This is a genomic window from Neobacillus sp. KR4-4, from assembly GCF_042136325.1.
In the GTDB taxonomy this organism is placed as follows: domain Bacteria; phylum Bacillota; class Bacilli; order Bacillales; family Cytobacillaceae; genus Neobacillus.
Map to the genome: position 1 here is coordinate 211,497 of NZ_JBHHJU010000003.1, position 23,317 is coordinate 234,813.

At 38.3% G+C, this 23,317-nt stretch carries 22 protein-coding genes; all 22 read left to right on the forward strand.

Features of this window, described 5'->3' with window-relative positions:
- The first annotated feature begins 20 nt into the window (after positions 1-20).
- Positions 21-1,142, forward strand: coding sequence for a transcription termination factor NusA (nusA, locus tag ACE198_RS04520; RefSeq protein ID WP_098571694.1), 1,122 nt, complete (start codon positions 21-23; stop codon positions 1,140-1,142).
- Positions 1,143-1,161: 19 nt separating this feature from the next.
- Positions 1,162-1,434, forward strand: a complete 273-nt coding sequence (rnpM, locus tag ACE198_RS04525; RefSeq protein WP_098571695.1) for an RNase P modulator RnpM — start codon at positions 1,162-1,164, stop codon at positions 1,432-1,434.
- An 8-nt stretch (positions 1,435-1,442) separates the two neighbouring features.
- Positions 1,443-1,745 carry a YlxQ family RNA-binding protein gene (locus ACE198_RS04530; protein WP_098571750.1) on the forward strand — a complete coding sequence of 101 codons (303 nt, stop codon included), beginning with the start codon at positions 1,443-1,445 and terminating at the stop codon, positions 1,743-1,745.
- A gap of 19 nt (positions 1,746-1,764) precedes the next feature.
- Positions 1,765-4,086, forward strand: a complete 2,322-nt coding sequence (infB, locus tag ACE198_RS04535) for a translation initiation factor IF-2 (protein WP_251456087.1) — start codon at positions 1,765-1,767, stop codon at positions 4,084-4,086.
- The gene (locus tag ACE198_RS04540) at positions 4,083-4,364 is read left to right on the forward strand and encodes a DUF503 domain-containing protein (RefSeq protein ID WP_098571697.1); all 282 of its coding nucleotides are present in this window, start codon (positions 4,083-4,085) and stop codon (positions 4,362-4,364) included. The genes infB and ACE198_RS04540 overlap by 4 nt, the downstream gene beginning before the upstream one ends.
- 17 nt (positions 4,365-4,381) lie before the next feature.
- Positions 4,382-4,753, forward strand: a complete 372-nt coding sequence (gene rbfA, locus ACE198_RS04545; RefSeq protein WP_375374799.1) for a 30S ribosome-binding factor RbfA — start codon at positions 4,382-4,384, stop codon at positions 4,751-4,753.
- A gap of 46 nt (positions 4,754-4,799) precedes the next feature.
- On the forward strand, positions 4,800-5,720 hold the full coding sequence (gene truB / locus ACE198_RS04550; RefSeq protein ID WP_251456083.1) for a tRNA pseudouridine(55) synthase TruB: 921 nt from the start codon (positions 4,800-4,802) through the stop codon (positions 5,718-5,720).
- A gap of 30 nt (positions 5,721-5,750) precedes the next feature.
- On the forward strand, positions 5,751-6,689 hold the full coding sequence (gene ribF / locus ACE198_RS04555; protein WP_251456081.1) for a bifunctional riboflavin kinase/FAD synthetase: 939 nt from the start codon (positions 5,751-5,753) through the stop codon (positions 6,687-6,689).
- 274 nt (positions 6,690-6,963) lie between these two features.
- A complete protein-coding gene (gene rpsO, locus ACE198_RS04560; protein ID WP_026566475.1) occupies positions 6,964-7,233 on the forward strand; it encodes a 30S ribosomal protein S15 in 270 nt (89 codons plus the stop codon).
- A 238-nt stretch (positions 7,234-7,471) separates the two neighbouring features.
- Entirely contained in the window at positions 7,472-9,589 is a 2,118-nt protein-coding gene (gene pnp, locus ACE198_RS04565) for a polyribonucleotide nucleotidyltransferase (RefSeq protein ID WP_251456079.1), read from the forward strand.
- Positions 9,590-9,746: 157 nt separating this feature from the next.
- On the forward strand, positions 9,747-10,691 hold the full coding sequence (locus tag ACE198_RS04570) for a polysaccharide deacetylase family protein (RefSeq protein ID WP_251456077.1): 945 nt from the start codon (positions 9,747-9,749) through the stop codon (positions 10,689-10,691).
- A 101-nt stretch (positions 10,692-10,792) separates the two neighbouring features.
- Complete coding sequence (locus tag ACE198_RS04575) at positions 10,793-12,031, forward strand: M16 family metallopeptidase (RefSeq protein WP_251456075.1); 1,239 nt, start codon at positions 10,793-10,795, stop codon at positions 12,029-12,031.
- A 144-nt stretch (positions 12,032-12,175) separates the two neighbouring features.
- Positions 12,176-12,418, forward strand: coding sequence for a YlmC/YmxH family sporulation protein (locus ACE198_RS04580; RefSeq protein WP_098571704.1), 243 nt, complete (start codon positions 12,176-12,178; stop codon positions 12,416-12,418).
- Positions 12,419-12,586: 168 nt separating this feature from the next.
- Complete coding sequence (gene dpaA / locus ACE198_RS04585) at positions 12,587-13,489, forward strand: dipicolinic acid synthetase subunit A (protein WP_251456073.1); 903 nt, start codon at positions 12,587-12,589, stop codon at positions 13,487-13,489.
- A complete protein-coding gene (gene dpaB / locus ACE198_RS04590) occupies positions 13,486-14,085 on the forward strand; it encodes a dipicolinate synthase subunit B (RefSeq protein ID WP_026566481.1) in 600 nt (199 codons plus the stop codon). Before dpaA ends, dpaB begins: the two co-directional genes overlap by 4 nt.
- Before the next feature lie 203 nt (positions 14,086-14,288).
- Complete coding sequence (gene asd / locus ACE198_RS04595; protein WP_375374800.1) at positions 14,289-15,338, forward strand: aspartate-semialdehyde dehydrogenase; 1,050 nt, start codon at positions 14,289-14,291, stop codon at positions 15,336-15,338.
- Positions 15,339-15,371: 33 nt separating this feature from the next.
- Positions 15,372-16,616 carry an aspartate kinase gene (dapG, locus tag ACE198_RS04600; protein ID WP_375374801.1) on the forward strand — a complete coding sequence of 415 codons (1,245 nt, stop codon included), beginning with the start codon at positions 15,372-15,374 and terminating at the stop codon, positions 16,614-16,616.
- An 82-nt stretch (positions 16,617-16,698) separates the two neighbouring features.
- Positions 16,699-17,574, forward strand: a complete 876-nt coding sequence (dapA, locus tag ACE198_RS04605) for a 4-hydroxy-tetrahydrodipicolinate synthase (RefSeq protein WP_375374802.1) — start codon at positions 16,699-16,701, stop codon at positions 17,572-17,574.
- Between the two features lie 308 nt (positions 17,575-17,882).
- Positions 17,883-19,550: a ribonuclease J gene (locus ACE198_RS04610; protein ID WP_375374803.1), complete on the forward strand. Its 1,668-nt coding sequence runs from the start codon at positions 17,883-17,885 to the stop codon at positions 19,548-19,550.
- Between the two features lie 97 nt (positions 19,551-19,647).
- Positions 19,648-20,403 (forward strand): ClpP family protease, encoded by a 756-nt coding sequence (locus ACE198_RS04615; RefSeq protein WP_251456067.1) that lies wholly within the window; start codon positions 19,648-19,650, stop codon positions 20,401-20,403.
- A complete protein-coding gene (locus ACE198_RS04620) occupies positions 20,400-20,636 on the forward strand; it encodes a YlzJ-like family protein (protein WP_251456066.1) in 237 nt (78 codons plus the stop codon). Before ACE198_RS04615 ends, ACE198_RS04620 begins: the two co-directional genes overlap by 4 nt.
- Before the next feature lie 132 nt (positions 20,637-20,768).
- The gene (locus tag ACE198_RS04625) at positions 20,769-23,117 is read left to right on the forward strand and encodes an FtsK/SpoIIIE family DNA translocase (protein ID WP_251456065.1); all 2,349 of its coding nucleotides are present in this window, start codon (positions 20,769-20,771) and stop codon (positions 23,115-23,117) included.
- The last annotated feature ends 200 nt before the right edge of the window (positions 23,118-23,317 follow it).

Consider the following 23,317-nt stretch of genomic DNA (forward strand, 5'->3'; position numbering starts at 1 on the left):
AGATAGGGGGATACACAAAGATGAGCAGCGAATTATTAGATGCTCTTACTATACTGGAAAGAGAAAAAGGTATTTCCAGAGATGTTATCATTGAAGCAATTGAAGCAGCCCTTGTTTCGGCGTATCGCCGAAATTTTAATCAGGCACAGAATGTAAGGATTGATTTAAATTTACAGACAGGATCGATGCGTGTTTTTGCTAGAAAAGAAGTCGTCGATCAAGTATTTGACCCTCGTCTTGAAATTTCCTTAGAGGATGCTAGACAAATCTCACCAAATTATCAAGTTGAAGATGTTGTCGAAATGGAAGTCACTCCTAAAGATTTCGGACGGATTGCTGCTCAGACCGCTAAACAAGTTGTTACCCAGCGTGTTAGAGAAGCAGAACGAGGAATTATTTATTCAGAATTTATTGACCGTGAAGAAGATATAATGACTGGTATTGTTCAAAGATTGGACTCCAAATTTATTTATGTAAGTCTTGGGAAAATCGAGGCCTTACTCCCAGTGAATGAGCAGATGCCCAATGAACGGTATAAACCCCATGATCGAATCAAAGTATTTATCACAAAAGTAGAAAAAACAACCAAGGGTCCCCAGATATTTGTTTCACGGACACATCCAGGCCTCTTAAAACGTCTGTTTGAGATTGAAGTACCAGAAATTTATGATGGAACTGTTGAAATTAAATCAGTTGCTCGTGAGGCAGGAGACCGCTCGAAAATCTCTGTTCATTCAGATAATCCCGAGGTAGACCCTGTTGGTTCTTGTGTTGGACCAAAAGGAGCAAGGGTTCAAGCGGTTGTTAATGAATTAAAAGGTGAGAAAATCGATATTGTTAAGTGGTCAGCGGATCCAGTTGTTTTTGTGGCAAATTCTCTTAGCCCGTCTAAAGTTTTAGATGTTATGGTGAATGAAAATGAAAAAGCAACAACTGTTGTTGTTCCTGATTATCAACTTTCATTGGCAATTGGTAAACGGGGACAAAACGCCCGCTTGGCAGCAAAATTAACAGGCTGGAAAATTGATATTAAATCTGAAACAGAAGCACGCGAAATTGGTATCTATCCGCGTGAAGAAACCATTAGGCTTTTTGATGATCATGTTGAAAATGACTTCGATTATGAAGAAGAGCTTGATTAAAAAGTGAGGTGAATGATGAGTGAACCAAAAGAAAAAAGTTCCTTTGCGTAAGTGTGTAGCAACCGGTGAAATGAAGCCGAAAAAAGAACTAGTTCGCATCGTTCGCTCAAAAGAAGGGGATGTATCCATCGATCTGACGGGAAAGAAATCCGGAAGGGGTGCCTACCTTTCAAAGGACAAGGAAGCAATCTTACTTGCCAAGAAAAAAAATACCCTATCTAATCACTTACAGGTTTCTATAAATGATTCGTTATACGAAGAGCTACTTGAGCTTATAGAGAAGGAGAATTGACAATCCAAATGAAAGATAATCAATGGATGTCATTGCTTGGCTTGGCCAATCGAGCACGTAAAATCATATCAGGTGAGGAGCTAACCGTGAAGCAGATTCAAAGCGGAAAAGCACGACTCATTTTATTATCAGCAGATGCTTCTGCAAATACGACAAAAAAAATTACTGATAAGTGTAATTCGTATGAGGTTCCATATAAATTTGTGGAAAATCGTCATCTTCTTGGCCAAGCGATTGGCAAGGAAGCCCGCGTTGTTGTAGCTGTACTGGATGATGGCTTTGCAAAAAAAATGGTAACGTTGCTCGATTAAATCTAGCGGGGGTGAAAAGATGAGTAAAATACGTGTATATGAATACGCAAAAAAACACAACATTTCAAGTAAAGAAATCATCACTAAACTAAAAGAAATGAATATAGAGGTCTCTAATCATATGGCAACAATAGAAGACGCAGACATTAAAAAGCTTGATGAAACATTCAACAAAAAAGAGAACAAGACATCACAACAACAAGAAAATAAACAAAATGGACAACAGTCGCAACGAACTAATTCACGTCCAGCTCAAGGGCAGCAACGTCAAAACCAAAGACCTGCTCAATCCACACAGCGACCACAAGTACAAACCAAAACGGCTAAAGCATTTGAGGAAGCGGCAGATAATAATGTTGCTCCAACAAAAGTTAAAGTGGTCTCTCCTCCAAAATCAGGAGATGGAAAGAAACAAAATCAGGAATATCAATCAAAAGAAAATAAGGTCTTTAATAATGCTGATAAAGCAAAGTCTAAGCCTTATAATAACAACCAAAACCGCAATAATAATATTAATAATAAAAATAAAAAGAAAAATCATACGCCAGTTCAACAAACACAGCCACAGAAGAAAAAAGAGAAGGAACTTCCAGCTAAAATTACTTTTAGTGAATCTCTAACGGTTGGCGAGTTAGCGAAAAAGATCTATCGTGAGCCTTCGGAAATTATTAAAAAGCTCTTTTTACTTGGAGTAATGGCAACAATTAACCAGGTATTAGATAAAGATGCGATTGAATTAATTGCAAGCGAGTATGGTGTTGAGGTTGAAGAAGAAATTAAAGTGGATACAACAGACCTTGAAGTATACTTTACTGAGGATTCAGAGGATTCTCTTGTAGAAAGACCTTCTGTCGTTACAATTATGGGTCACGTCGACCATGGGAAAACAACCTTGCTTGACTCCATTCGTAACACAAAGGTAACGGAAGGAGAAGCCGGGGGAATTACTCAACATATTGGTGCGTACCAAGTTGTTGAAAACGGCAAAAAAATTACCTTCCTTGATACTCCAGGACACGCTGCCTTTACGACAATGCGTGCACGTGGAGCTAAAATTACGGATATTACCATTCTTGTCGTAGCTGCTGATGATGGTGTAATGCCACAAACGGTTGAAGCGATTAACCATGCAAAAGCTGCTGAGGTTCCAATTATTGTCGCAGTGAATAAAATGGACAAAGAAGCTGCCAATGCGGACCGTGTAATGCAGGAATTAACAGAACATGGTTTAGTTTCTGAGGCTTGGGGCGGGGATACTATCTTTGTTCCCCTATCTGCAAAAACAGGTGAAGGTATCGATAACCTATTAGAGATGATTCTTCTCGTTAGTGAAGTAGAAGAGTATAAAGCTAATCCAGATAGAAAAGCAGTCGGAACAGTCATCGAGGCACAATTGGATAAAGGGCGTGGATCTGTAGCCACATTATTAGTCCAAAACGGTACATTAAAAATCGGTGATCCAATCGTAGTTGGTAACACGTTCGGTCGTGTACGTGCGATGGTAAATGACAAAGGCCGCCGTGTGAAAGAAGCAGGTCCATCCACACCAGTTGAAATAACTGGACTTAATGATGTGCCGCAGGCAGGGGACCGTTTTGTCGTATTTGAAGATGAGAAAACTGCACGACAAGTCGGGGAAGCTCGTGCTCAATCTGCATTAGCAGCTCAACGTGGAGAAAAATCCATTGTTAGCTTAGAAACTCTATTTGATCAATTGAAACAGGGCGAAATGAAGGACTTAAACATCATCCTAAAAGCAGATGTTCAAGGCTCTGCGGAGGCTGTTGCTGCTTCATTGCAAAAAATAGATGTTGAGGGAGTAAACATTAAAATTATTCATAGTGGTGCGGGTGCCATTAATGAATCTGATATTACCCTTGCCGCAGCTTCAAATGCCATTGTTATTGGTTTTAATGTTCGTCCAGATGTTAATGCCAAACGGGCAGCAGAGGCTGAGAAAGTAGACGTTCGTCTTCACCGTATTATTTATAAAGTTATCGAAGAGATTGAAGCGGCTATGAAAGGTATGCTTGATCCTGAATTCCAAGAGAAGATTATTGGTCAAGCAGAGATTCGTCAAACTTTCAAGGTTTCAAAAGTTGGGACGATTGCTGGTTCATATGTTACAGATGGTAAAATTACCCGTGACAGTGGAATTCGTCTAATTCGTAATGGTGTTGTAACCTTTGAAGGTAATATTGATGCGTTAAAACGATTTAAGGATGACGTAAAAGAAGTATCACAAGGGTACGAATGTGGAATTACCATTAAAAACTTTAATGATGTGAAAGAAGGAGACATCATTGAAGCTTATGTAATGGAAGAAATTGAACGTAAATGATCATCGGTGCTGCTGAATGCGAATGTATAATTTATGATGCGCATTCTTTAAAAGAGAAACGAGCGGTTTTGCAAAGAATCCTAACTCGCTTAAAACAGAAATTTAATGTTTCTGTAGCTGAAGTAGGTTTTCAGGATGTGTGGCAGCGAACGAAAATTGCGATCGTTGTCGTCACTTCCACTCGTGTAAACACGGAACATGAGTTGAATAACGCGTTAAAATTAATTGACTCCTTTCCAGAAATAGAGAGAACGATCACCGAGATTGAATGGCTTTAAGTTAAGAGGTGAATGTGATGAGCCACAGAGCAAATCGTGTTGGAGAACAAATGAAGAAAGAACTTGGTGACATCATCGGTCGTAAAATAAAAGACCCACGGATTGGTTTTGTTACGGTTACCGATGTCGAAGTAACAGGTGATCTACAACAGGCTAAAGTATATATTTCCGTATTAGGTGATGAAGAACAAAGGGAAAATACTTTAAAGGGTCTAGCTAAAGCGAAAGGCTTTATTCGGACCGAAATTGGCCACCGAATCCGCCTTCGAAAAACCCCTGAGATTATCTTTGAATGGGATGAATCAATCGATTACGGGAATCGAATTGATACACTTCTTCACCAACTGCATAAGGATGAAAAGCCTTTAGAAAATAGGGAAGAAGAATAACTGGATAGACATATGTCTATCCTTTTTTTTGATTGGAGGTTTTACAGTGGAAGGAATTCTACCTTTATTTAAACCAGCGGGACTAACATCCCATGATTGTGTCTTTCGGTTACGGAAGATATTAAAAACAAAAAAAGTGGGGCATACGGGCACATTAGACCCCGACGTCACAGGTGTACTTCCGATATGTATTGGAAAAGCAACTAAAGTGGCCGAATATATTACGGATGCAGGTAAAGCATACGAGGGAGAAGTCACTATTGGTTATTCAACAACAACGGAAGATGCGTCAGGAGAAACAGTTGCCCAAAAGCCAGTAACCAGGGTTATTCATCGGGAAGAAATTCTTAAAGTTTTAAAGTCATTAACTGGTGAAATTGAACAAACACCGCCAATGTTCTCGGCAGTAAAAGTTGGTGGTGTCCGACTGTATGAATACGCGCGAAAAGGAATCGAAGTCGAAAGGCCAACTCGAAAGGTAACGATTTATTCAATCGACTTATTAGACGATCGATCTGAATATATCGGTGAAACGATAAAATTTAAGTTTAGAGTCAGTTGTAGTAAAGGAACGTATATTCGTACCTTAGCCGTAATGATTGGTGAAATGCTTGGCTTTCCAGCACATATGTCCTACCTGCAAAGAGTTCAATCAGCTTCTTATTCCTTAGAGGACTGCTTAACGTTTGAAGAGATTGAAAAACATATGGAAGCTGGAACGATTTTGAGTGTATTAAGGCCTCTAGAAACTGCACTTTCTCATTTGCCGAAACTCCAAATTAATGATAAAGTAGCAGAGAAAGTGAAAAATGGCGCATTATTACAAATGCCTGAACATTTAAAAACTAGTAACGGACCGATTATCGTTGAAACTGTAGATGGACTGGCTCTTGCTATTTATTCAAAGCATCCTAACAAGCCTGACCTCTTTAAACCAGTTAAAGTGCTACGAAATGATTTAGATTAAAAGGTACGGTATAGAAAAGGTGAGTTTCTTTTGGAAGTAATTAGGCTTAGATTCCCATTTAATAATGCAATAGATGAATATCCGCCTCTCTCAATGGCGTTAGGCTACTTTGATGGTGTTCACCGTGGACATCAACAGGTAATTCTCGAGGCTAAAAAGCAAGCTAAAGAAAAAGGAATAGGCAGTGCGGTGATGACATTTGACCCGCATCCTTCAGTAGTATTAGGAAAAACAGATAATCAGATTAAGTATATTTCCCCATTAACTGAAAAAATAAAGATAATTGAAGAGCTAGGAATTGATTATTTATTTATTATTCATTTTAGTGTGGAATTTGCTAATCTGCTGCCACAGGAATTTATTGACCAATGTGTGATTAGCCTGAACGTAAGGCATGTGGTCGCTGGCTTTGACTTTACCTATGGACGAATGGGAAAAGGAACAATGGAAACATTGCCCTTTCATTCTAGAGATAAATTTTCTTTTTCAGTTGTTCCAAAATTTACACAAGGTGATGAAAAGGTAAGTTCAACTAGAATTCGCAAACTGCTTAAAGAAGGCAGGACCAATGAACTCTATTCACTTTTAGGCCGATATTATACAACATCAGGCATCGTCATCCATGGTGATAAACGAGGCCGGACGATTGGTTTTCCTACTGCGAATGTAGATTTAAATGATGATTATATTATGCCGCCTGTTGGTGTTTATGCCGTTCGAATGAAGGTACATTCAAAATGGTATACTGGCGTATGTAATATTGGCTATAAACCTACATTTAATAAGGATGCACTCCTACCTTCCGTGGAAGTCCACTTATTTGATTTTAATGAAAATATCTATGGTGAAGAAGTGATTATTGAATGGCATCTCCACTTACGTAATGAACAAAAATTTTCAGGAATTCAAGAGCTAGTCGCGCAAATTGAACGAGATAAGCAAAATTCACTCAATTACTTTAACAAATAAGCTAGGTTATCGGTTACTATAGCCAAGTTGAATGGAGTAGGAGGCTCCCGGGAGTGCCCGTGATCCGCTCGCGCCTGAAGAGGAAATCAGACATTCTTCTTAATTATCGTCTTAAAAGGTGTTTTTCCTACAATAAACTTCGTTATATCCTTGCTTTTTGGCGTAAAAAGTTGTATTCTTATTAACGTATTAAAAATAACCTCTACTTGGCAAGACGAATCACCAACGCTTGCTCGGTATCAGGGGATTTGTAAAATTTAGGAGGTGAATTCGGATGGCAATCACTCAAGAACGTAAAAATGAACTTATCAATGAGTTTAAAACTCATGAAAGCGACACTGGATCTGCAGAAGTTCAAATCGCTGTCCTTACAGAATCAATCAACAATTTGAATGAGCACTTACGTACTCATAAGAAAGATCACCACTCACGTCGCGGTCTTTTGAAAATGGTTGGTAAACGTCGTAATCTTTTAACATTCCTACGTAACAAAGATGTTCAACGTTACCGTGTGTTAATTAATAAGCTTGGTCTACGTCGTTAGTTTACAGAAGCGGGATTATTCCCGCTTTTTTATTAGGCTAAAAAAGCTTACAGCTAAAAAAAGAATTTTTTATACATATTTTTAAGTCAGGACTTTTTTGTGCATACTAATAAGGTGATTTGCATTGATAATATAAGCTTTTTAAGCTTTTTAATATTAGTTTAGAATGATGATTACAGCGAGGGTAGAAATTTTCGCTTCATCCTCCTAAGTGATTTAGATAGAGAGGGGTAAAAATATGGAACAATTGAAACATGAGTATTCCATTGTTTGGGCAGGTCGTAAATTAACCGTCGAAATTGGACAATTAGCCAAACAGGCAAACGGTGCTGTCCTAGTTCGTTATGGGGACACAGCAGTATTGAGTACGGCAACAGCATCAAAAGAACCTAAAAACTTAGACTTTTTCCCATTAACTGTTAACTATGAAGAACGTTTGTATGCAGTTGGTAAAATTCCAGGGGGCTTCATTAAACGTGAAGGCCGTCCGAGTGAAAAGGCAATCTTAGCAAGCCGACTGATTGACAGACCTATTCGTCCACTATTTGCTGATGGGTTCCGTAATGATGTTCAGGTTATTAGTATTGTCATGAGTGTGGATCAAGACTGTTCAACAGAAATGGCTGCAATGTTTGGTTCTTCATTAGCACTAAGTACTTCGGATATCCCATTTGAAGGACCGATTGCTGGCGTTGTTGTTGGTCGGGTGAATAATGAATTTGTCATTAATCCAACCGTTGAGCAAGCTGAAAAAAGTGATATACATTTAACAGTAGCCGGTACGAAAGATGCCATTAATATGGTTGAAGCAGGGGCATTAGAGGTTCCTGAGGAAACCATGCTTGAAGCGATTATGTTTGGTCATGATGAGATTAAGCGCCTCATTGAATTCCAAGAAAAAATTGTCGCTGAAATAGGCAAGCCAAAAAGAGAAATAACTCTTTATGAGATTGATAAGGACCTCGAGGCTGAAGTGAGGGAAATGTGTGAAGCTGATATGGTAAATGCTATTCAGGTTCAAGAGAAGCATGCCCGTGAAGATGCCATTAAAGAGGTGAAAAACCGAGTAATTGCTAAATTTGAAGAACAAGAAGCAACAGATGAAGATCTGAAACAAGTTAAGCAAATATTGGACAAGATTGTTAAAGGTGAAGTCCGCCGTTTAATTACAGTTGAAAAGGTTCGTCCTGATGGCCGTAAAATCGATGAAATCCGTCCGCTTTCTTCACAGATTAGTATTTTACCTCGTACACATGGTTCTGGTCTGTTCACACGTGGTCAAACTCAAGCGCTCAGCATTTGTACTCTTGGGGCAATGGGTGACGTACAAATTCTTGATGGTCTCGGTATTGAAGAAGAGAAACGCTTTATGCACCATTATAACTTCCCTTCCTTCAGTGTTGGTGAAACAGGTCCAATTCGTGGTCCGGGTCGTCGTGAAATTGGTCATGGTGCACTTGGAGAGCGTGCGCTTGAACCAATTGTACCGTCTGAGAAGGATTTCCCATACACCATTCGTCTTGTATCTGAAGTGCTTGAATCCAATGGTTCTACGTCACAGGCAAGTATTTGTGCAAGTACATTAGCGATGATGGATGCTGGAGTGCCGATTAAAGCACCTGTTGCCGGAATTGCAATGGGTCTCGTTAAATCAGGTGAACACTATACCGTATTATCAGATATCCAAGGAATGGAAGATCATCTTGGAGATATGGATTTTAAGGTGGCAGGTACAGCTAAAGGGGTTACTGCCCTTCAAATGGATATTAAGATTGAAGGACTATCCCGTGAGATATTAGAAGAAGCTCTTCAACAAGCAAAAGTTGGCAGAATGCATATTTTGGATTCAATGTTAGCCACTATTTCTGAACCAAAAGCAGAGCTTTCACAATTTGCGCCAAAAATCTTGACGATGACAATCAATCCAGATAAAATTCGTGATGTTATTGGACCAAGTGGAAAACAAATCAATAAGATTATTGAGGAAACTGGTGTTAAGATTGATATTGAGCAAGATGGTACAGTATTTATCGCCTCAACAAATCAAGAAATGAACCAAAAAGCCAAGAAGATCATCGAAGATATTGTTCGTGAGGTCCAAGTAGGTGAATTGTATCTTGGTAAGGTGAAACGAATTGAAAAATTTGGAGCTTTCGTAGAAATCTTTGCTGGGAAAGATGGTCTTGTGCATATATCTGAACTTGCCGAAGAACGTGTTGGTAAGGTCGAGGATGTTGTAAAAATAGGGGACGAACTTTTAGTGAAGGTAACTGAAATTGATAAACAAGGTCGTGTGAACCTTTCCCGAAAAGCTGTTTTAAAAGAACAACGTGAAAAGGCAGAAGAAAACAAATAGTAAGAGTTTAGAATGATGAGTCAGGGTCCTTACCCTGGCTTTTTCAATTTGTTAAACATGTTCCTTTTTTCTTCTTATAATAGCATTAGTTGTATTAAACCGACAGTTCTACCTTGTCCTTTCTTTACATAATCTTTATGGAAAGGGGGAAAGTTAGATGAAAAAGGTTTATTTCATTATAATCATATGTGTAGCCGGATGGATCGCGGTAAGTAATCCATTTGTTAGCAAATATTTATCTTTCAAAATGGAATCATCTTTGCCAGCAGTAAAAGAATCAGACCCTCTTTATCAAAGCATTATTAAAAATGCTCCTACATATGAAATATCGCCTAAAGATGCAACTATAGACAGGGTCTGGAAAGCAATTCCAGGCTATAATGGACGTGAGGTTGACATTGCCGCATCATATAAAAATATGAAAAGCAAAGGTGTTTTTAATGAAAAGAAACTCGTCTTCACCGAGATTAAGCCTAAGGTGCACCTTAATGATTTACCGCCATCCCCTATTTATAAAGGGAATCCTGATAAACCAATGGTAGCTTTTATTATTAATGTGGCCTGGGGCAATGAATATTTATCAGAAATGCTTGCTACATTAAAAAGGCAAAATGTTTCGGTTAGTTTTTTTCTGGAAGGAAATTGGACTAAGAAAAACCCTGAACTCGCTAAATTGATCGTTACTTCTGGCCATGAGGTCGGTAATCATTCTTATTCTCACCCTGATATGAAGCAATTAACAGCTAGCAGGGCCAGAGAACAAATTCAAAAAACCAACGAAATTATTGAAGCTGCTACCGGTAAGAAATGTATTTGGTTTGCCCCGCCTAGTGGCAGTTATCGGGATGAAACAATAAAAGTGGCTGCTGAATTTAAAATGAAGACGGTTATGTGGACGGTTGATACGGTTGATTGGAGAAAACCATCTCCAGATCAGCTGATTTCCCGTGTCATGTCAAAAATTGATAATGGTTCAATGGTTCTTATGCATCCAACTGAGTCTACTGCAAAATCACTTGATCGCTTAATCACTCAAATTAAACAAAAGGATTTAAAAATCGGAACAGTTTCTGAGTTGATGAGCGAAGAAAGAGTGCAATAATTTTAACGTAAGAAATACTGGAAATTGGAGAAAATACAACATTATAAGTATAATGTAAGATGGAGAAGTAGCTGCGTTTGTTTATAGACTGGAGGAAGTCGATGATTAATAAATACACTTGCCAAAATGGCGTAAGAATTGTTTTAGAAAATATTCCTACCGTACGTTCGGTAGCAATTGGTGTTTGGATTGGTACTGGTTCAAGAGATGAGAACCCCGAGAACAATGGAATATCCCATTTTCTTGAGCATATGTTCTTTAAAGGCACCACCACGAGATCTGCGAAGGAAATAGCTGAATCCTTTGATAGCATTGGCGGACAGGTGAATGCATTTACATCTAAGGAATATACATGCTATTATGCTAAAGTTCTTGATACTCATTCCCAATTTGCACTAGATGTGCTCGCAGATATGTTCTTCAATTCCACATTTGTGGAAGAGGAATTAAACAAAGAGAGAAATGTAGTTTTAGAAGAAATAAAAATGTATGAAGATACCCCTGATGATATCGTTCATGATTTATTGAGCAGGGCTGTTTTTGGAGACCATCCATTAGGCTATCCGATTCTAGGGACAGAAGAAATACTTAATACATTTACTGGAGAAACTCTAAATGAATACATTCATGAGAGATATACTCCAGAAAATGTGGTCATCTCAATTGCAGGAAATGTTACTGATGCATTTATTAAAGAAGTTGAAAAGTATTTTGGTTCCTATAAAGGTGGTAACAGTCAAGTTACTGAAAATATTCCTACTTTTCATTCGAATCAAATCTCGCGGAAAAAAGAAACAGAACAGGCCCATTTATGTATAGGTTATGAAGGATTAAAGGTCGGCCATGAAGATATTTACAGCCTAATTACTTTAAATAATATTTTAGGCGGCAGTATGAGCTCAAGATTGTTCCAAGAGGTTCGCGAACAACGGGGCTTAGCGTATTCAGTATTCTCATACCATTCTGCTTACCAAGATAGTGGTATTGTAACACTATACGGTGGAACTGGTGCGAAGCAGCTGAATGTATTATTTGATACCATTCAAGAAACACTTAATACATTGAAGCGAGATGGAATTACTGAAAAGGAATTAACGAATAGCAAAGAGCAGCTAAAAGGCAGCTTGATGCTAAGTCTTGAGAGCACAAATAGCCGGATGAGCCGGAATGGAAAAAATGAACTTTTATTAAAACGTCATCGTTCACTTGATGAAATAATTGAACAGATTGATTCGGTTACAAAAAACGGAGTCGATGAAATGGCAAGAAATATCTTTACAGATAAATATTCTGTCACTTTGATAAGCCCAGACGGAGAATTTCCTAATAAACTTGCATAAAAAGAAGAGGTATTCCATTTAGATGGATACCTCTTTTTATATAGGAAAACTTCACCACTAAGTTCTGAAATCTTTTCTTTAGTCTAAATATGGACTTCCTCCTATAGACTATTAGTAAGGTGGAAAGGAAGGGGGGCATTTGCATTGAGATTGAGTGAATTAAGCGGGAAAGAAATTGTTGATGTAAAAAAGGCCGAACGAATGGGAGTACTCGGACAAACTGATTTAGAAATTAATGAAGGGACAGGCCAAATTCAGGCACTGCTTATCCCTTCTATAAAATGGTTTGGTTTTCGAAAACAAGGGGAAGAAATTAGGGTTCCGTGGCATCATATAAAAAAAATAGGCTCTGATATGATCATTATCGATGTACCAGACGAGGATTAATACACGCAAGCCCATGGAGGCCCAAGCAAGATTCATCTTGCTTGGGCTTTTTTATTTAGTACGTATGGAAAACTCACCGAATGAAGAGAACCGACATAAGATGGTGGAGTGATATATAGAAAAGGATTCTCTTAGTAGGATTTTTAAAAAAAGAAGGTGAATGTTTTCATGCTGACAGGGATGCAGATTGCCGTGATTGGCGGGGATGCCAGACAGCTGGAAATCATCCGCAAGTTAACCGAATTAGATGCGAGATTATCGCTTATTGGTTTTGAGCAACTTGATCACGCATTTACAGGTGCGGTCAAGGAAAAGTTGGATGAAGTAGATTTTTCAAATATGGATAACCTTATCCTGCCAGTACCCGGTACAAATTTAGAAGGTCAGGTAGAAACAATCTTTTCTAATGAAAAGGTTATTTTGACAGGGGATATGCTTGCAAAGACCCCCGAGCATTGTACGGTTTATTCCGGAATTAGCAATCCTTACTTAAATGGAATTACTAAGGAAGCTAAACGAACTCTTATACAATTATTTGAAAGGGATGATGTGGCCATCTACAATTCAATTCCAACGGTTGAAGGGACAATAATGATGGCGATTCAACATACCGACTTTACCATACATGGGTCAAATATTGCGGTTCTAGGCTTAGGGAGAGTGGGGATGAGTGTGGCAAGAACCTTTGCTGCACTAGGAGCAAAAGTTAAGGTGGGAGCAAGGAAAAGTGAGCATATAGCTCGGATTACTGAGATGGGATTGACACCATTCCATTTAAATAATCTAGTTAATGAAGTAAAAGACACTGATATTTTAATAAACACAGCACCACATTTGATCGTAACAGCGATGGTTATCTCAAAAATGCCTTCACATACGCTTATTATTGACTTGGCCTCCAAGCCAGGAGGTACTGATTTTCGTTATGCTGAAAAAAGAGGGATTAAAGCATTGCTTGCACCGGGACTGCCTGGGATTGTCGCTCCAAAAACGGCGGGTCAAATTTTGGCCAATGTTCTTGCCCAACTGCTTCAAGATGATTTAAGAAAGCGAAAGGGGAAAGTGAAATGAGTTTAAAAGGTAAAAGAATTGGCTTTGGCTTAACTGGCTCTCATTGTACGTATGATGCAGTATTCCCAGAAATTGAAAAGTTAGTTCAAGCCGGTGCAGAGGTAATGCCTGTCGTTACTTTTACGGTTAAAAATACAGATACCCGCTTTGGAAAAGGAGAAGATTGGATCCAAAGAATTGAAGATTTAACAGGAAACAAAGTGATCGACTCCATTGTAAAAGCAGAGCCGCTCGGACCAAAAATTCCTTTAGATTGTATGGTAATTGCTCCATTAACAGGGGTATCAATGAGTAAATTTGCGAATGCCATGAACGATAGTCCAGTATTAATGGCAGCAAAAGCAACACTGCGTAACTTAAAACCAGTGGTGCTGGGGATTTCAACAAATGATGCACTCGGTTTAAATGGAGTAAATTTAATGAGATTAATGGCTACCAAGAATATATACTTTATTCCATATGGGCAGGATGATCCAATTAAAAAACCAAATTCAATGGTTGCAAGAATGACATTGCTCACAGAAACAGTTGAAGCAGCTATCGAAGGGAAACAAATTCAACCTGTATTAGTAGAAAGGTATAAAGATTCTGACTAATAATTCCTTCATTCATCAAAATAGGTTATTTCTTTTAAGGAATATGTTAAAATAAATTATTCTATCATCAGTGGGAAGATTCAACCCACTGATGAGAAATAAAAAATTATTAATAACATGCTGGATGCTTTATACAGGCGATTTCCTTTTAAAGTATATAACCAGTTATGTACAACGATGAGTATGGAAGGGGAAAACTAGTAATGACTCAACAAAATGGATATCACGTTGCTGTTGTTGGAGCAACAGGAGCAGTCGGACAACAAATGATACAAACATTAATGAAAGAAAACTTCCCAATCAGAAAACTTACCCTATTATCTTCAGCACGTTCAGCAGGTAAAAAAGTAGATGTTAATGGTCAAGAATATACGATTGAAGAAGCAAAGCCTGAGAGTTTTGAAGGCGTTGAGATAGCCCTTTTTAGTGCAGGCGGTAGTGTATCAAAGGAGCTTGGTCCAGAAGCAGTTAAGCGTGGTGCGATCGTGGTGGACAACACTAGCGCTTTTAGAATGGATGAGAATACACCTTTAGTTGTACCAGAAGTGAACGAAGAAGACCTTCATCAACATAATGGGATTATTGCTAACCCAAATTGTTCCACCATTCAAATGGTTGTTGCCCTTGAGCCAATTCGTCAACAATTTGGTTTAAAGAAAGTTATCGTCTCCACTTATCAAGCTGTCTCCGGTTCAGGTGCAGCAGCTGTCGAGGAATTAATGCAGCAAACTCAGTCAATCTTAAACGAAGAAGCATATGAACCAAAGATTTTACCAGTGAAATCAGATAAAAATCACTATCAAATTGCTTTTAACGCGATTCCACAAATCGATAAATTTCAAGATAACGGATATACATTTGAAGAGATGAAAATGATTAATGAAACTAAAAAAATCATGCACTTATCAGAGTTACAGGTTTCTGCAACTTGCGTTCGACTTCCTGTAGCAGTTGGTCATTCTGAATCAGTTTATTTTGAAATTGAAGCGGATGATGTTAGTGCGAATGACATTAAAGCATTATTAAAGGATGCTCCAGGTATTATTTTACAAGATGATCCAGAAAATCAACTATATCCAATGCCTGCAAATTGCGTTGGGAAAAATGATGTTTTTGTCGGTCGAATTAGAAAGGACCTCGATGAATCTCGTGGTTTTCATATGTGGGTTGTCTCTGATAACTTGCTTAAAGGAGCAGCTTGGAACTCTGTCCAAATCGCAGAAAGTTTAGTGAAATTAGGTATTGTAAAATAAAGTTACATCACAAAGGCAGGTTTTTGTGTCACCATGAAAATTATTGTTCAAAAATTTGGCGGTACATCTGTAAAAGATGAAGAAAGCAGAAAATATGCTCAGAGCCATATCGAAAAAGCTTTAGCTGATGGCTATAAAGTGGTAGTTGTAGTTTCCGCGATGGGAAGAAAAGGTGACCCTTATGCAACAGATTCATTACTTTCTTTAGTCGGTGGAAATTTAAGTAAAATTTCAAAACGCGAACATGATTTATTATTGTCATGTGGTGAAGTTATATCTAGTGTTGTGTTTGTGAATATGCTGCTTGAGAGCGGAATTAGTGCTGTATCATTAACTGGTGCACAAGCAGGTTTCCGTACAAACAATGACCATACAAATGCAAAAATTATTGATATGCAATGTGATCGGTTGCTTAGTGAGTTAGAAAGTAATGATGTTGTCGTGGTAGCAGGCTTTCAAGGTGCGGCAAATAATGGTGATATGACAACCATTGGCCGGGGTGGAAGTGACACTTCAGCGGCTGCCTTAGGAGCTGCCCTAAATGCTGAGTATATTGATATATTTACAGATGTGGAAGGAATTATGACAGCAGACCCGCGTATTGCTGAAAATGCAAGACCACTATCTGTTGTAACTTACACAGAAGTGTGTAATATGGCTTATCAAGGTGCAAAGGTCATTCACCCTAGGGCGGTTGAAATCGCTATGCAGGCAAAAGTGCCAATCCGGATTCGCTCAACCTATTCAGATAATTTAGGAACATTGGTCACATCCATAAATAAAAATAATCGTGGCAGTGATATTAAGGAACGTGTTGTAACCGGAATCGCTCATGTTTCAAATGTTACCCAAATTAAAGTCTTTGCAAAAAAGGATCAATATTACTTGCAGGCTGAAGTATTTAAGGCGATGGCCAATGAAGGCATCAGTGTAGATTTTATCAATATTTCTCCTAATGGTGTAATCTATACAGTTACGGAAGAAATGACTGATCGTGCAATTACAGTTCTAAATGAATTAGGCAATGACCCCGTCGTTGAGCGTCATTGTGCTAAGGTTTCTGTTGTTGGTGCAGGAATTGCCGGTGTCCCTGGTGTTACCTCCAAAATCGTGACGGCTTTATCGGATTATGGGATTCGTATATTACAATCTGCAGATAGTCATACTACGATTTGGGTACTTGTAAAGCAGGATGATTTAGTTAAATCGGTTAATGCCCTTCATGATGCCTTTCAGTTAGAAGATGAATCAGTAGAATTTAATATTACTGAATTATAAAAGTTATCTTCAAATGAATAGTAAATCCCTAAGATGAATTGTGGATTTAATTATGCTTGATGGTATTGAGAGGAGTAGAAATATGGTTCATTTCGGGCGAGTTTCGACGGCAATGGTAACTCCCTTTGATAAAAAAGGACATATTGACTTTGCTAAAACCACGCAATTAGTGAATTATTTAATTGAAAATGGAACAGAATCCCTTGTAATTGCTGGGACCACTGGTGAATCTCCAACCTTGTCTAAGGAAGAAAAACTGGCATTATTTGATCATGTTGTTAAAGTAGTAAATAAGCGCATTCCAGTAATAGCTGGAACAGGAAGCAATAATACTTATGCATCCATTGAATTAACAAAAAAAGCTGAGCAGCTTGGAGTGGATGCAATAATGATTGTTGCTCCTTATTATAATAAACCAAATCAAGAAGGCCTTTATCAGCATTTCAAGGCTGTTGCAGAAGCAACCTCCTTGCCGGTAATGGTTTACAACATACCAGGCCGTTCTGCAGTTAATATCCATCCTGATACGATTATTCGATTATCAAAGATAGCAAATATTGTTGCAGTTAAGGAAGCAAGCGGTGATCTTAATGCAATGACACATATCGTTGCTAATACAGATGATGATTTTGTTTTATATAGTGGGGATGACAGTATGACAATCCCTGTGCTTTCTATTGGCGGGGTAGGTGTAATTTCGGTTGCATCTCACGTTATTGGGAATCAACTGCAGGAAATGGTTAAAGCTTTTTTTAATGGTGAAAACGAAAAGGCTGCTAAAATGCATCAACAGCTTCTCCCAATTATGCAAGGGTTATTTGCTGCACCGAGTCCTGCTCCTGTAAAAACGGCTTTACAGGTATCAGGATTAGATGTCGGGTCAGTAAGGCTCCCACTCGTTGGGCTGACAGAACAAGAACGAACAACATTAATTACTCTATTAAAACAAATAAAATGAATAGTCAAAGCCAACCGGATCAAAAAGTCGGTTGGCTTTTTGATTTAAAAGGCAGTGTTAAGGCTTATTGTATATTTTGGCAGCCTGTTGATTGGAGCGGAAATCAACTGGCAACTTTAACAGAGCCATCAGAAAAAGTCATTATTGCATTTTTATTGGAAAGGTTTTCAAAAATCAAGTATAATAATTATAACTGATTTGGATCGGAAATAAGAAAGGCGGATGCACCCTATAGAGCGGAGCTACAGCTAGACATTTTTCGGAGTTCAATTAAATAAATTTAGTTACAACATAGGAGGATTTACAAATTGATAAACAAAATTAATAACTCCATTAAGGTAATCTCACTTGGTGGCGTAGGAGAAATCGGAAAAAATATGTATCTTGTCGAAGTGGACAAGGATATATTTATTATTGATGCCGGCTTAATGTTCCCCGAGGAAGAAATGCTAGGCATAGATATTGTCATTCCGGATATTACATATTTAAAAGAAAATAAGGAACGGTTAAAGGCAATTTTCCTTACTCATGGACATGAAGATCATATTGGGGCATTGTCATATGTTCTTACCCATATTGATGTGCCTGTTTATGGAACAAAGCTCACACTGGCACTTGCAAGTGCAAAGCTTAGAGAACAGGATTATTTTAGTAAGACAAATTTTATTGAAGTGCAGTCAGATACGATTGTTAACTTAGATGCAGTTGATGTTAGTTTCTTTAAAACCAATCATAGTATTCCAGATTCTGTGGGGATTTGCATTCATACCTCTGAAGGATCCATTGTTTATACAGGTGATTTTAAATTTGATCAGGCGGCTACACAGCTTTATAAACCTGAAATTGGAAAGATGGCAGCTATTGGAGAACAAGGGGTTTTATGTTTATTGTCTGATAGTACGGAAGCTGAAAAGCCTGGTTATACTGCATCAGAAGCAATTGTGGAACGGGAAATGTCCAATACCTTCTATAATGCACCTGGGAGGATTATTGCAGCATGTTTTGCCTCGGATATAAATAGAATTCAACATATTTTTAACTCAGCAAAGGAAAACGGACGTAAAGTGGCTGTGGTCGGTAAGAGCTTGGAGCGGATCTATCATATTGCCCTTGATTTAGGATATTTAGAAGTAGAAGAAGATCTAATTATTCCTGTCAGTCAGTTAAAAGAATATCAGGATCATGAAATTGTCGTATTAATGACTGGGAGTCAGGGTGAACCGATCGAGGCTTTGCAGAGAATGGCAAAGCAAATGGATAAAGTGGTTAACATCCAAAAAGGAGATACGGTTTTGATTGCCGCTTCCCCGCTTAGAGGCAGTGAAGTATTTTTATTTAAAACAATCGACTTGCTCTTTAGAGCTGGTGCTAATGTTATATCGGGTAAAAGGACGATCCATGTATCAAGTCATGGCAGTCAAGAAGAATTAAAATTTATGATTAACTTAATGAAGCCGAAATATCTCGTTCCTGTACATGGTGAATATCGGATGCTTAAAGCGCACCGAAAATTAGCTTTGGAATGTGGTCTCACAGATGAACAAATTATTATCCCTGACCGTGGAGATATTCTAGAATGGAAGGAAGGCAGACTAGCCATTTCGGGTAAGGTTCCTTCTGGGAATATTCTAATCGATGGCATTGGTGTTGGTGATGTCGGGAATATCGTCCTACGTGACCGAAGGCTCTTATCGCAGGATGGAATCCTAATTGTCGTAGTGACATTGAAAAAACAAGACAAGAGTATAGCAGCTGGTCCTGAAATTATTTCTAGAGGATTTGTTTATGTTCGCGAATCGGAGAAGTTGATGGAGGAGTCAACAAAACTAGTTCGTGACATTGTAGAAAGAAATATTGCCAAAGAAACATTTGAATGGTCTAGTTTAAAGCAAGAGATAAGAGAAGAATTAAATCGAAATTTATATGAAAAAACAAAAAGAAGACCGATGATTCTCCCAATCATTATGGAAATCTAGAATGAAAGCACTGGACATCCAGTGCTTTTTATTTTTGGCATGATTTTACCTTATAAGATAATACTAACCTATATCATGCTTGAAGGGAGTATTAAGGATGAATAACGATTTTCAAAAGGATAAAACTGCGAGTCAAGAAGGCGGCGAACCTCAAAAAGAGGATAAACCATCTTCTGCATTAATAGAAAAAATTCAGCAGCTAGGACAAACAAATGTCCCGCAGCTGTCAACAGATTCTAAAATTCATTGTTTGACAATTATTGGTCAAATTGAAGGGCATTTGGCACTGCCACCACAAAACAAAACAACAAAATATGAGCATATCATTCCTCAACTTGTAGCAATAGAACAAAACCCTAAAATAGAGGGTGTTCTCATTATTTTAAATACGGTTGGCGGGGATGTTGAGGCAGGCCTAGCTATATCTGAAATGCTTGCGACTCTGTCAAAGCCGACGGTTTCCATTGTATTAGGAGGAGGCCACTCCATTGGAGTTCCAATTGCTGTTTCCTGTGACTACTCCTTTATTGCTGAAACGGCAACCATGACGATCCACCCTATTCGATTAACGGGTCTTGTAATTGGTGTGCCGCAAACCTTCGAATATATGGATAAAATGCAAGACCGGGTCATTAACTTTGTAACCAAGCATTCAAAAATTAGTGAAGAAACATTTAAAGATTTAATGTTTGCAAAAGGAAATTTAACTAGGGATATTGGAACGAATGTAATTGGTGTTGATGCTGTTAAGACAGGTTTAATTGATGAAGTAGGCGGGCTTGGACAGGCAATGAAAAAGTTAAATGAAATGATTGACCTACATAAAGAAAAGGATGAGGGGATGATCCAATGATACTTTATACTATGGTGCCACCCGAATTAATTTTTCCTTATGAGGTGGAATCACCCAGACAACCACAAATGGTCAGTTACCAGGGCATACCCCTCATGGTAGAGTTTGTAGATGGTCAAAATGTTCAAGTCATCCGGAATCTAAGTACAGATCCCCAGCATTACTTGGATGACCAACTATGTCCGGGAGCAAAAATTTCTTTCGCGAACCTGGACGGATTGTCCGCTATGTAATAGAAGATTATGGTATAATCAAGGGAAGACACTAAAGCAGCCAGTAAGGCTGCTTTCTTCCTTTTTACCCTCTTATACAGGGATGTTAGATACTAAAGGAATAATATACCATAATAAACACAGGGTGATTAGATGGCAAAGAAAAAGAGAAGACAACCTAAAAAAAGAGATAACCATTTGAAAAAGACTGTTCAATTTGAATTATCCGCATTGGCCATTTTAGCAATTGCAATCATATCGATAGCAAAACTTGGTGCAGTAGGAAAAGCAACCGTGATTTTCTTCCGATTTTGGATGGGAGAATGGTATATGCTCAGTTTAATTGGACTAGTTGTATTAAGCGTTTATTTAATGTGGAAACGAATTATTCCTTTTTTCTTCCATATTAAATTAGTTGGAGTGTACTTTATTACTTCAGCGATTCTGCTCCTAAGTCATGTCACGCTTTTTCATTTGCTAACCAATGATGGGAAATTTAAAGACCCCAGTGTGATCAGCAATACATGGGAATTATTTATGATGGAACTAAGAGGTGAAACAAGCACAACCGATTTAGGTGGGGGAATGCTTGGGGCAGTATTATTTGCTATATTTCATTATTTATTTGCAGAGACCGGGACGAAAATTATTGCTTTTATTTTCATCCTAATTGGAGTTATTTTACTAACTGGAAAATCTTTTGGAGATTTTGTTGCGAAAATCATGATGGTTCTTGTTGATTTCTCAAAAAGTCAATGGGATGCATTTAAAACCGATATGACAGAATGGAAACAAAAACAACAGGAGAAAAAAGCAGAAAGAACTACACAAAGAAGACAAGTGCAGGAGAACAGTGAACAGAATCGCCAGACAAGATCAACTACAGAATCACAATCACCTCAGGAAGAAATCAGTTCTCCAGAGCCAATTATTTCTAGCTTTGCAGATAGGGCCTATGTCGAAGAGGTAATTGAAACAAATCAGCCTGCAGAAACGAAGCAAACTAAAAGCAAGCCGGAAGAAAATGAAGATCCAATACCGCCAATCACTTTTACAGAAGTCGAGAATATCGACTATGAGTTACCCCCGCTTAGATTGTTAAGTTTGCCAAGAAAAGCAGACCAAAGTGGAGAATATGAACAAATCCATGCGAATGCGGCAAAGCTCGAGAGAACATTTCAAAGCTTTGGAGTAAAGGCGAGAGTTACTCAAGTACATTTAGGACCAGCTGTTACAAAATATGAAGTTCATCCCGATGTAGGTGTAAAGGTAAGTAAAATTGTCAGTCTAAGTGATGACTTAGCATTAGCACTAGCTGCTAAAGGAATTCGAATTGAAGCGCCAATCCCTGGTAAATCAGCGATTGGAATAGAGGTCCCTAATTCAGAGGTGGCAATGGTTTCACTTCGTGAGGTATTAGAAGCAACCCAAAATGACAAGCCCGACTCAAAACTGTTAATTGGTTTAGGCAGAGACATTACTGGTGAGGCTGTTTTGGCGGAATTAAATAAAATGCCCCATTTGTTGGTTGCTGGTGCAACTGGAAGCGGAAAAAGTGTATGTATAAACGGAATTATCACTAGTATATTGATGCGAGCAAAGCCTCATGAAGTAAAATTAATGATGATTGACCCGAAAATGGTTGAATTGAATGTTTATAATGGGATTCCACACCTATTAGCACCGGTAGTAACGAATCCAAAAAAAGCCTCACAAGCATTGCAAAAAGTAGTAAGCGAAATGGAACGACGTTATGATTTGTTCTCCCATACGGGAACGCGTAATATTGAGGGCTATAATGAACATGTAAGAAGGCACAACTTAGAAGAAAATGATAAACAGCCATTGCTGCCATTTATTGTCGTTATTGTTGATGAGTTAGCAGACTTAATGATGGTTGCCTCTTCAGATGTGGAGGATTCGATTACCCGCCTTGCACAAATGGCCCGTGCGGCAGGAATTCACTTAATTATTGCAACCCAACGGCCATCTGTTGATGTCATTACTGGGGTAATTAAAGCAAATATTCCATCAAGAATTGCCTTTGCCGTATCCAGTGCTACCGATTCCAGGACAATTTTGGATATGGGTGGTGCAGAAAAACTGTTAGGCAGAGGCGATATGTTATTCCTTCCAGTTGGAGAATCAAAGCCAGTTCGAGTTCAAGGTGCTTTCCTTTCGGACCAAGAAGTGGAGGATACGGTAGAATTTGTAATTGGACAGCAAAAAGCGCAATATCAGGATGAAATGATACCAGATGATATCCCAGAAGTAACGGGTGCGGTCGATGATGATATTTATGAAGAGGCAGTTGACTTAATTATCGAAATGCAAACAGCATCTGTTTCTATGTTACAAAGACGTTTTCGTATTGGGTATACAAGAGCAGCAAGATTAATAGACGAAATGGAGGCACGTGGGATCGTTGGACCTTATGAAGGCAGTAAGCCACGAGCTGTCTTGCAGGCGAAACCAATAGATAAAGAAGAACAAAGTTCATAAATTAGTTGGTGAAATTTCTAGAAACTGTAAAAGGTAGACTAGAAAATATAGTGCCTTTATTATGATGGGAAAATTATCATAATAAGGGCTGTTTTTTTTGTGGGTGAAATTACTCAAAAAATCCAAAATAATATATAGGAAAAATTTCCTTGATACATTTGTGACATAACCTTCCCCATTATCGACAAAATTTATAAATA

Excerpts from the sequence above, each read along its gene's own strand:
- ACE198_RS04540 (WP_098571697.1), top strand. The coding sequence starts at position 4,083 with ATGATCATCGGTGCTGCTGAATGCGAATGTATAATTTATGATGCGCAT.
- ACE198_RS04620 (WP_251456066.1), top strand. The coding sequence starts at position 20,400 with ATGATACTTTATACTATGGTGCCACCCGAATTAATTTTTCCTTATGAG.
- ACE198_RS04625 (WP_251456065.1), top strand. The coding sequence starts at position 20,769 with ATGGCAAAGAAAAAGAGAAGACAACCTAAAAAAAGAGATAACCATTTG.
- ACE198_RS04570 (WP_251456077.1), top strand. The coding sequence starts at position 9,747 with ATGAAAAAGGTTTATTTCATTATAATCATATGTGTAGCCGGATGGATC.
- ACE198_RS04530 (WP_098571750.1), top strand. The coding sequence starts at position 1,443 with ATGAAAGATAATCAATGGATGTCATTGCTTGGCTTGGCCAATCGAGCA.
- rpsO (WP_026566475.1), top strand. The coding sequence starts at position 6,964 with ATGGCAATCACTCAAGAACGTAAAAATGAACTTATCAATGAGTTTAAA.
- ACE198_RS04575 (WP_251456075.1), top strand. The coding sequence starts at position 10,793 with ATGATTAATAAATACACTTGCCAAAATGGCGTAAGAATTGTTTTAGAA.
- asd (WP_375374800.1), top strand. The coding sequence starts at position 14,289 with ATGACTCAACAAAATGGATATCACGTTGCTGTTGTTGGAGCAACAGGA.
- rbfA (WP_375374799.1), top strand. The coding sequence starts at position 4,382 with ATGAGCCACAGAGCAAATCGTGTTGGAGAACAAATGAAGAAAGAACTT.
- dapA (WP_375374802.1), top strand. The coding sequence starts at position 16,699 with ATGGTTCATTTCGGGCGAGTTTCGACGGCAATGGTAACTCCCTTTGAT.
- dpaB (WP_026566481.1), top strand. The coding sequence starts at position 13,486 with ATGAGTTTAAAAGGTAAAAGAATTGGCTTTGGCTTAACTGGCTCTCAT.
- pnp (WP_251456079.1), top strand. The coding sequence starts at position 7,472 with ATGGAACAATTGAAACATGAGTATTCCATTGTTTGGGCAGGTCGTAAA.
- nusA (WP_098571694.1), top strand. The coding sequence starts at position 21 with ATGAGCAGCGAATTATTAGATGCTCTTACTATACTGGAAAGAGAAAAA.
- dpaA (WP_251456073.1), top strand. The coding sequence starts at position 12,587 with ATGCTGACAGGGATGCAGATTGCCGTGATTGGCGGGGATGCCAGACAG.
- ACE198_RS04615 (WP_251456067.1), top strand. The coding sequence starts at position 19,648 with ATGAATAACGATTTTCAAAAGGATAAAACTGCGAGTCAAGAAGGCGGC.
- dapG (WP_375374801.1), top strand. The coding sequence starts at position 15,372 with ATGAAAATTATTGTTCAAAAATTTGGCGGTACATCTGTAAAAGATGAA.
- infB (WP_251456087.1), top strand. The coding sequence starts at position 1,765 with ATGAGTAAAATACGTGTATATGAATACGCAAAAAAACACAACATTTCA.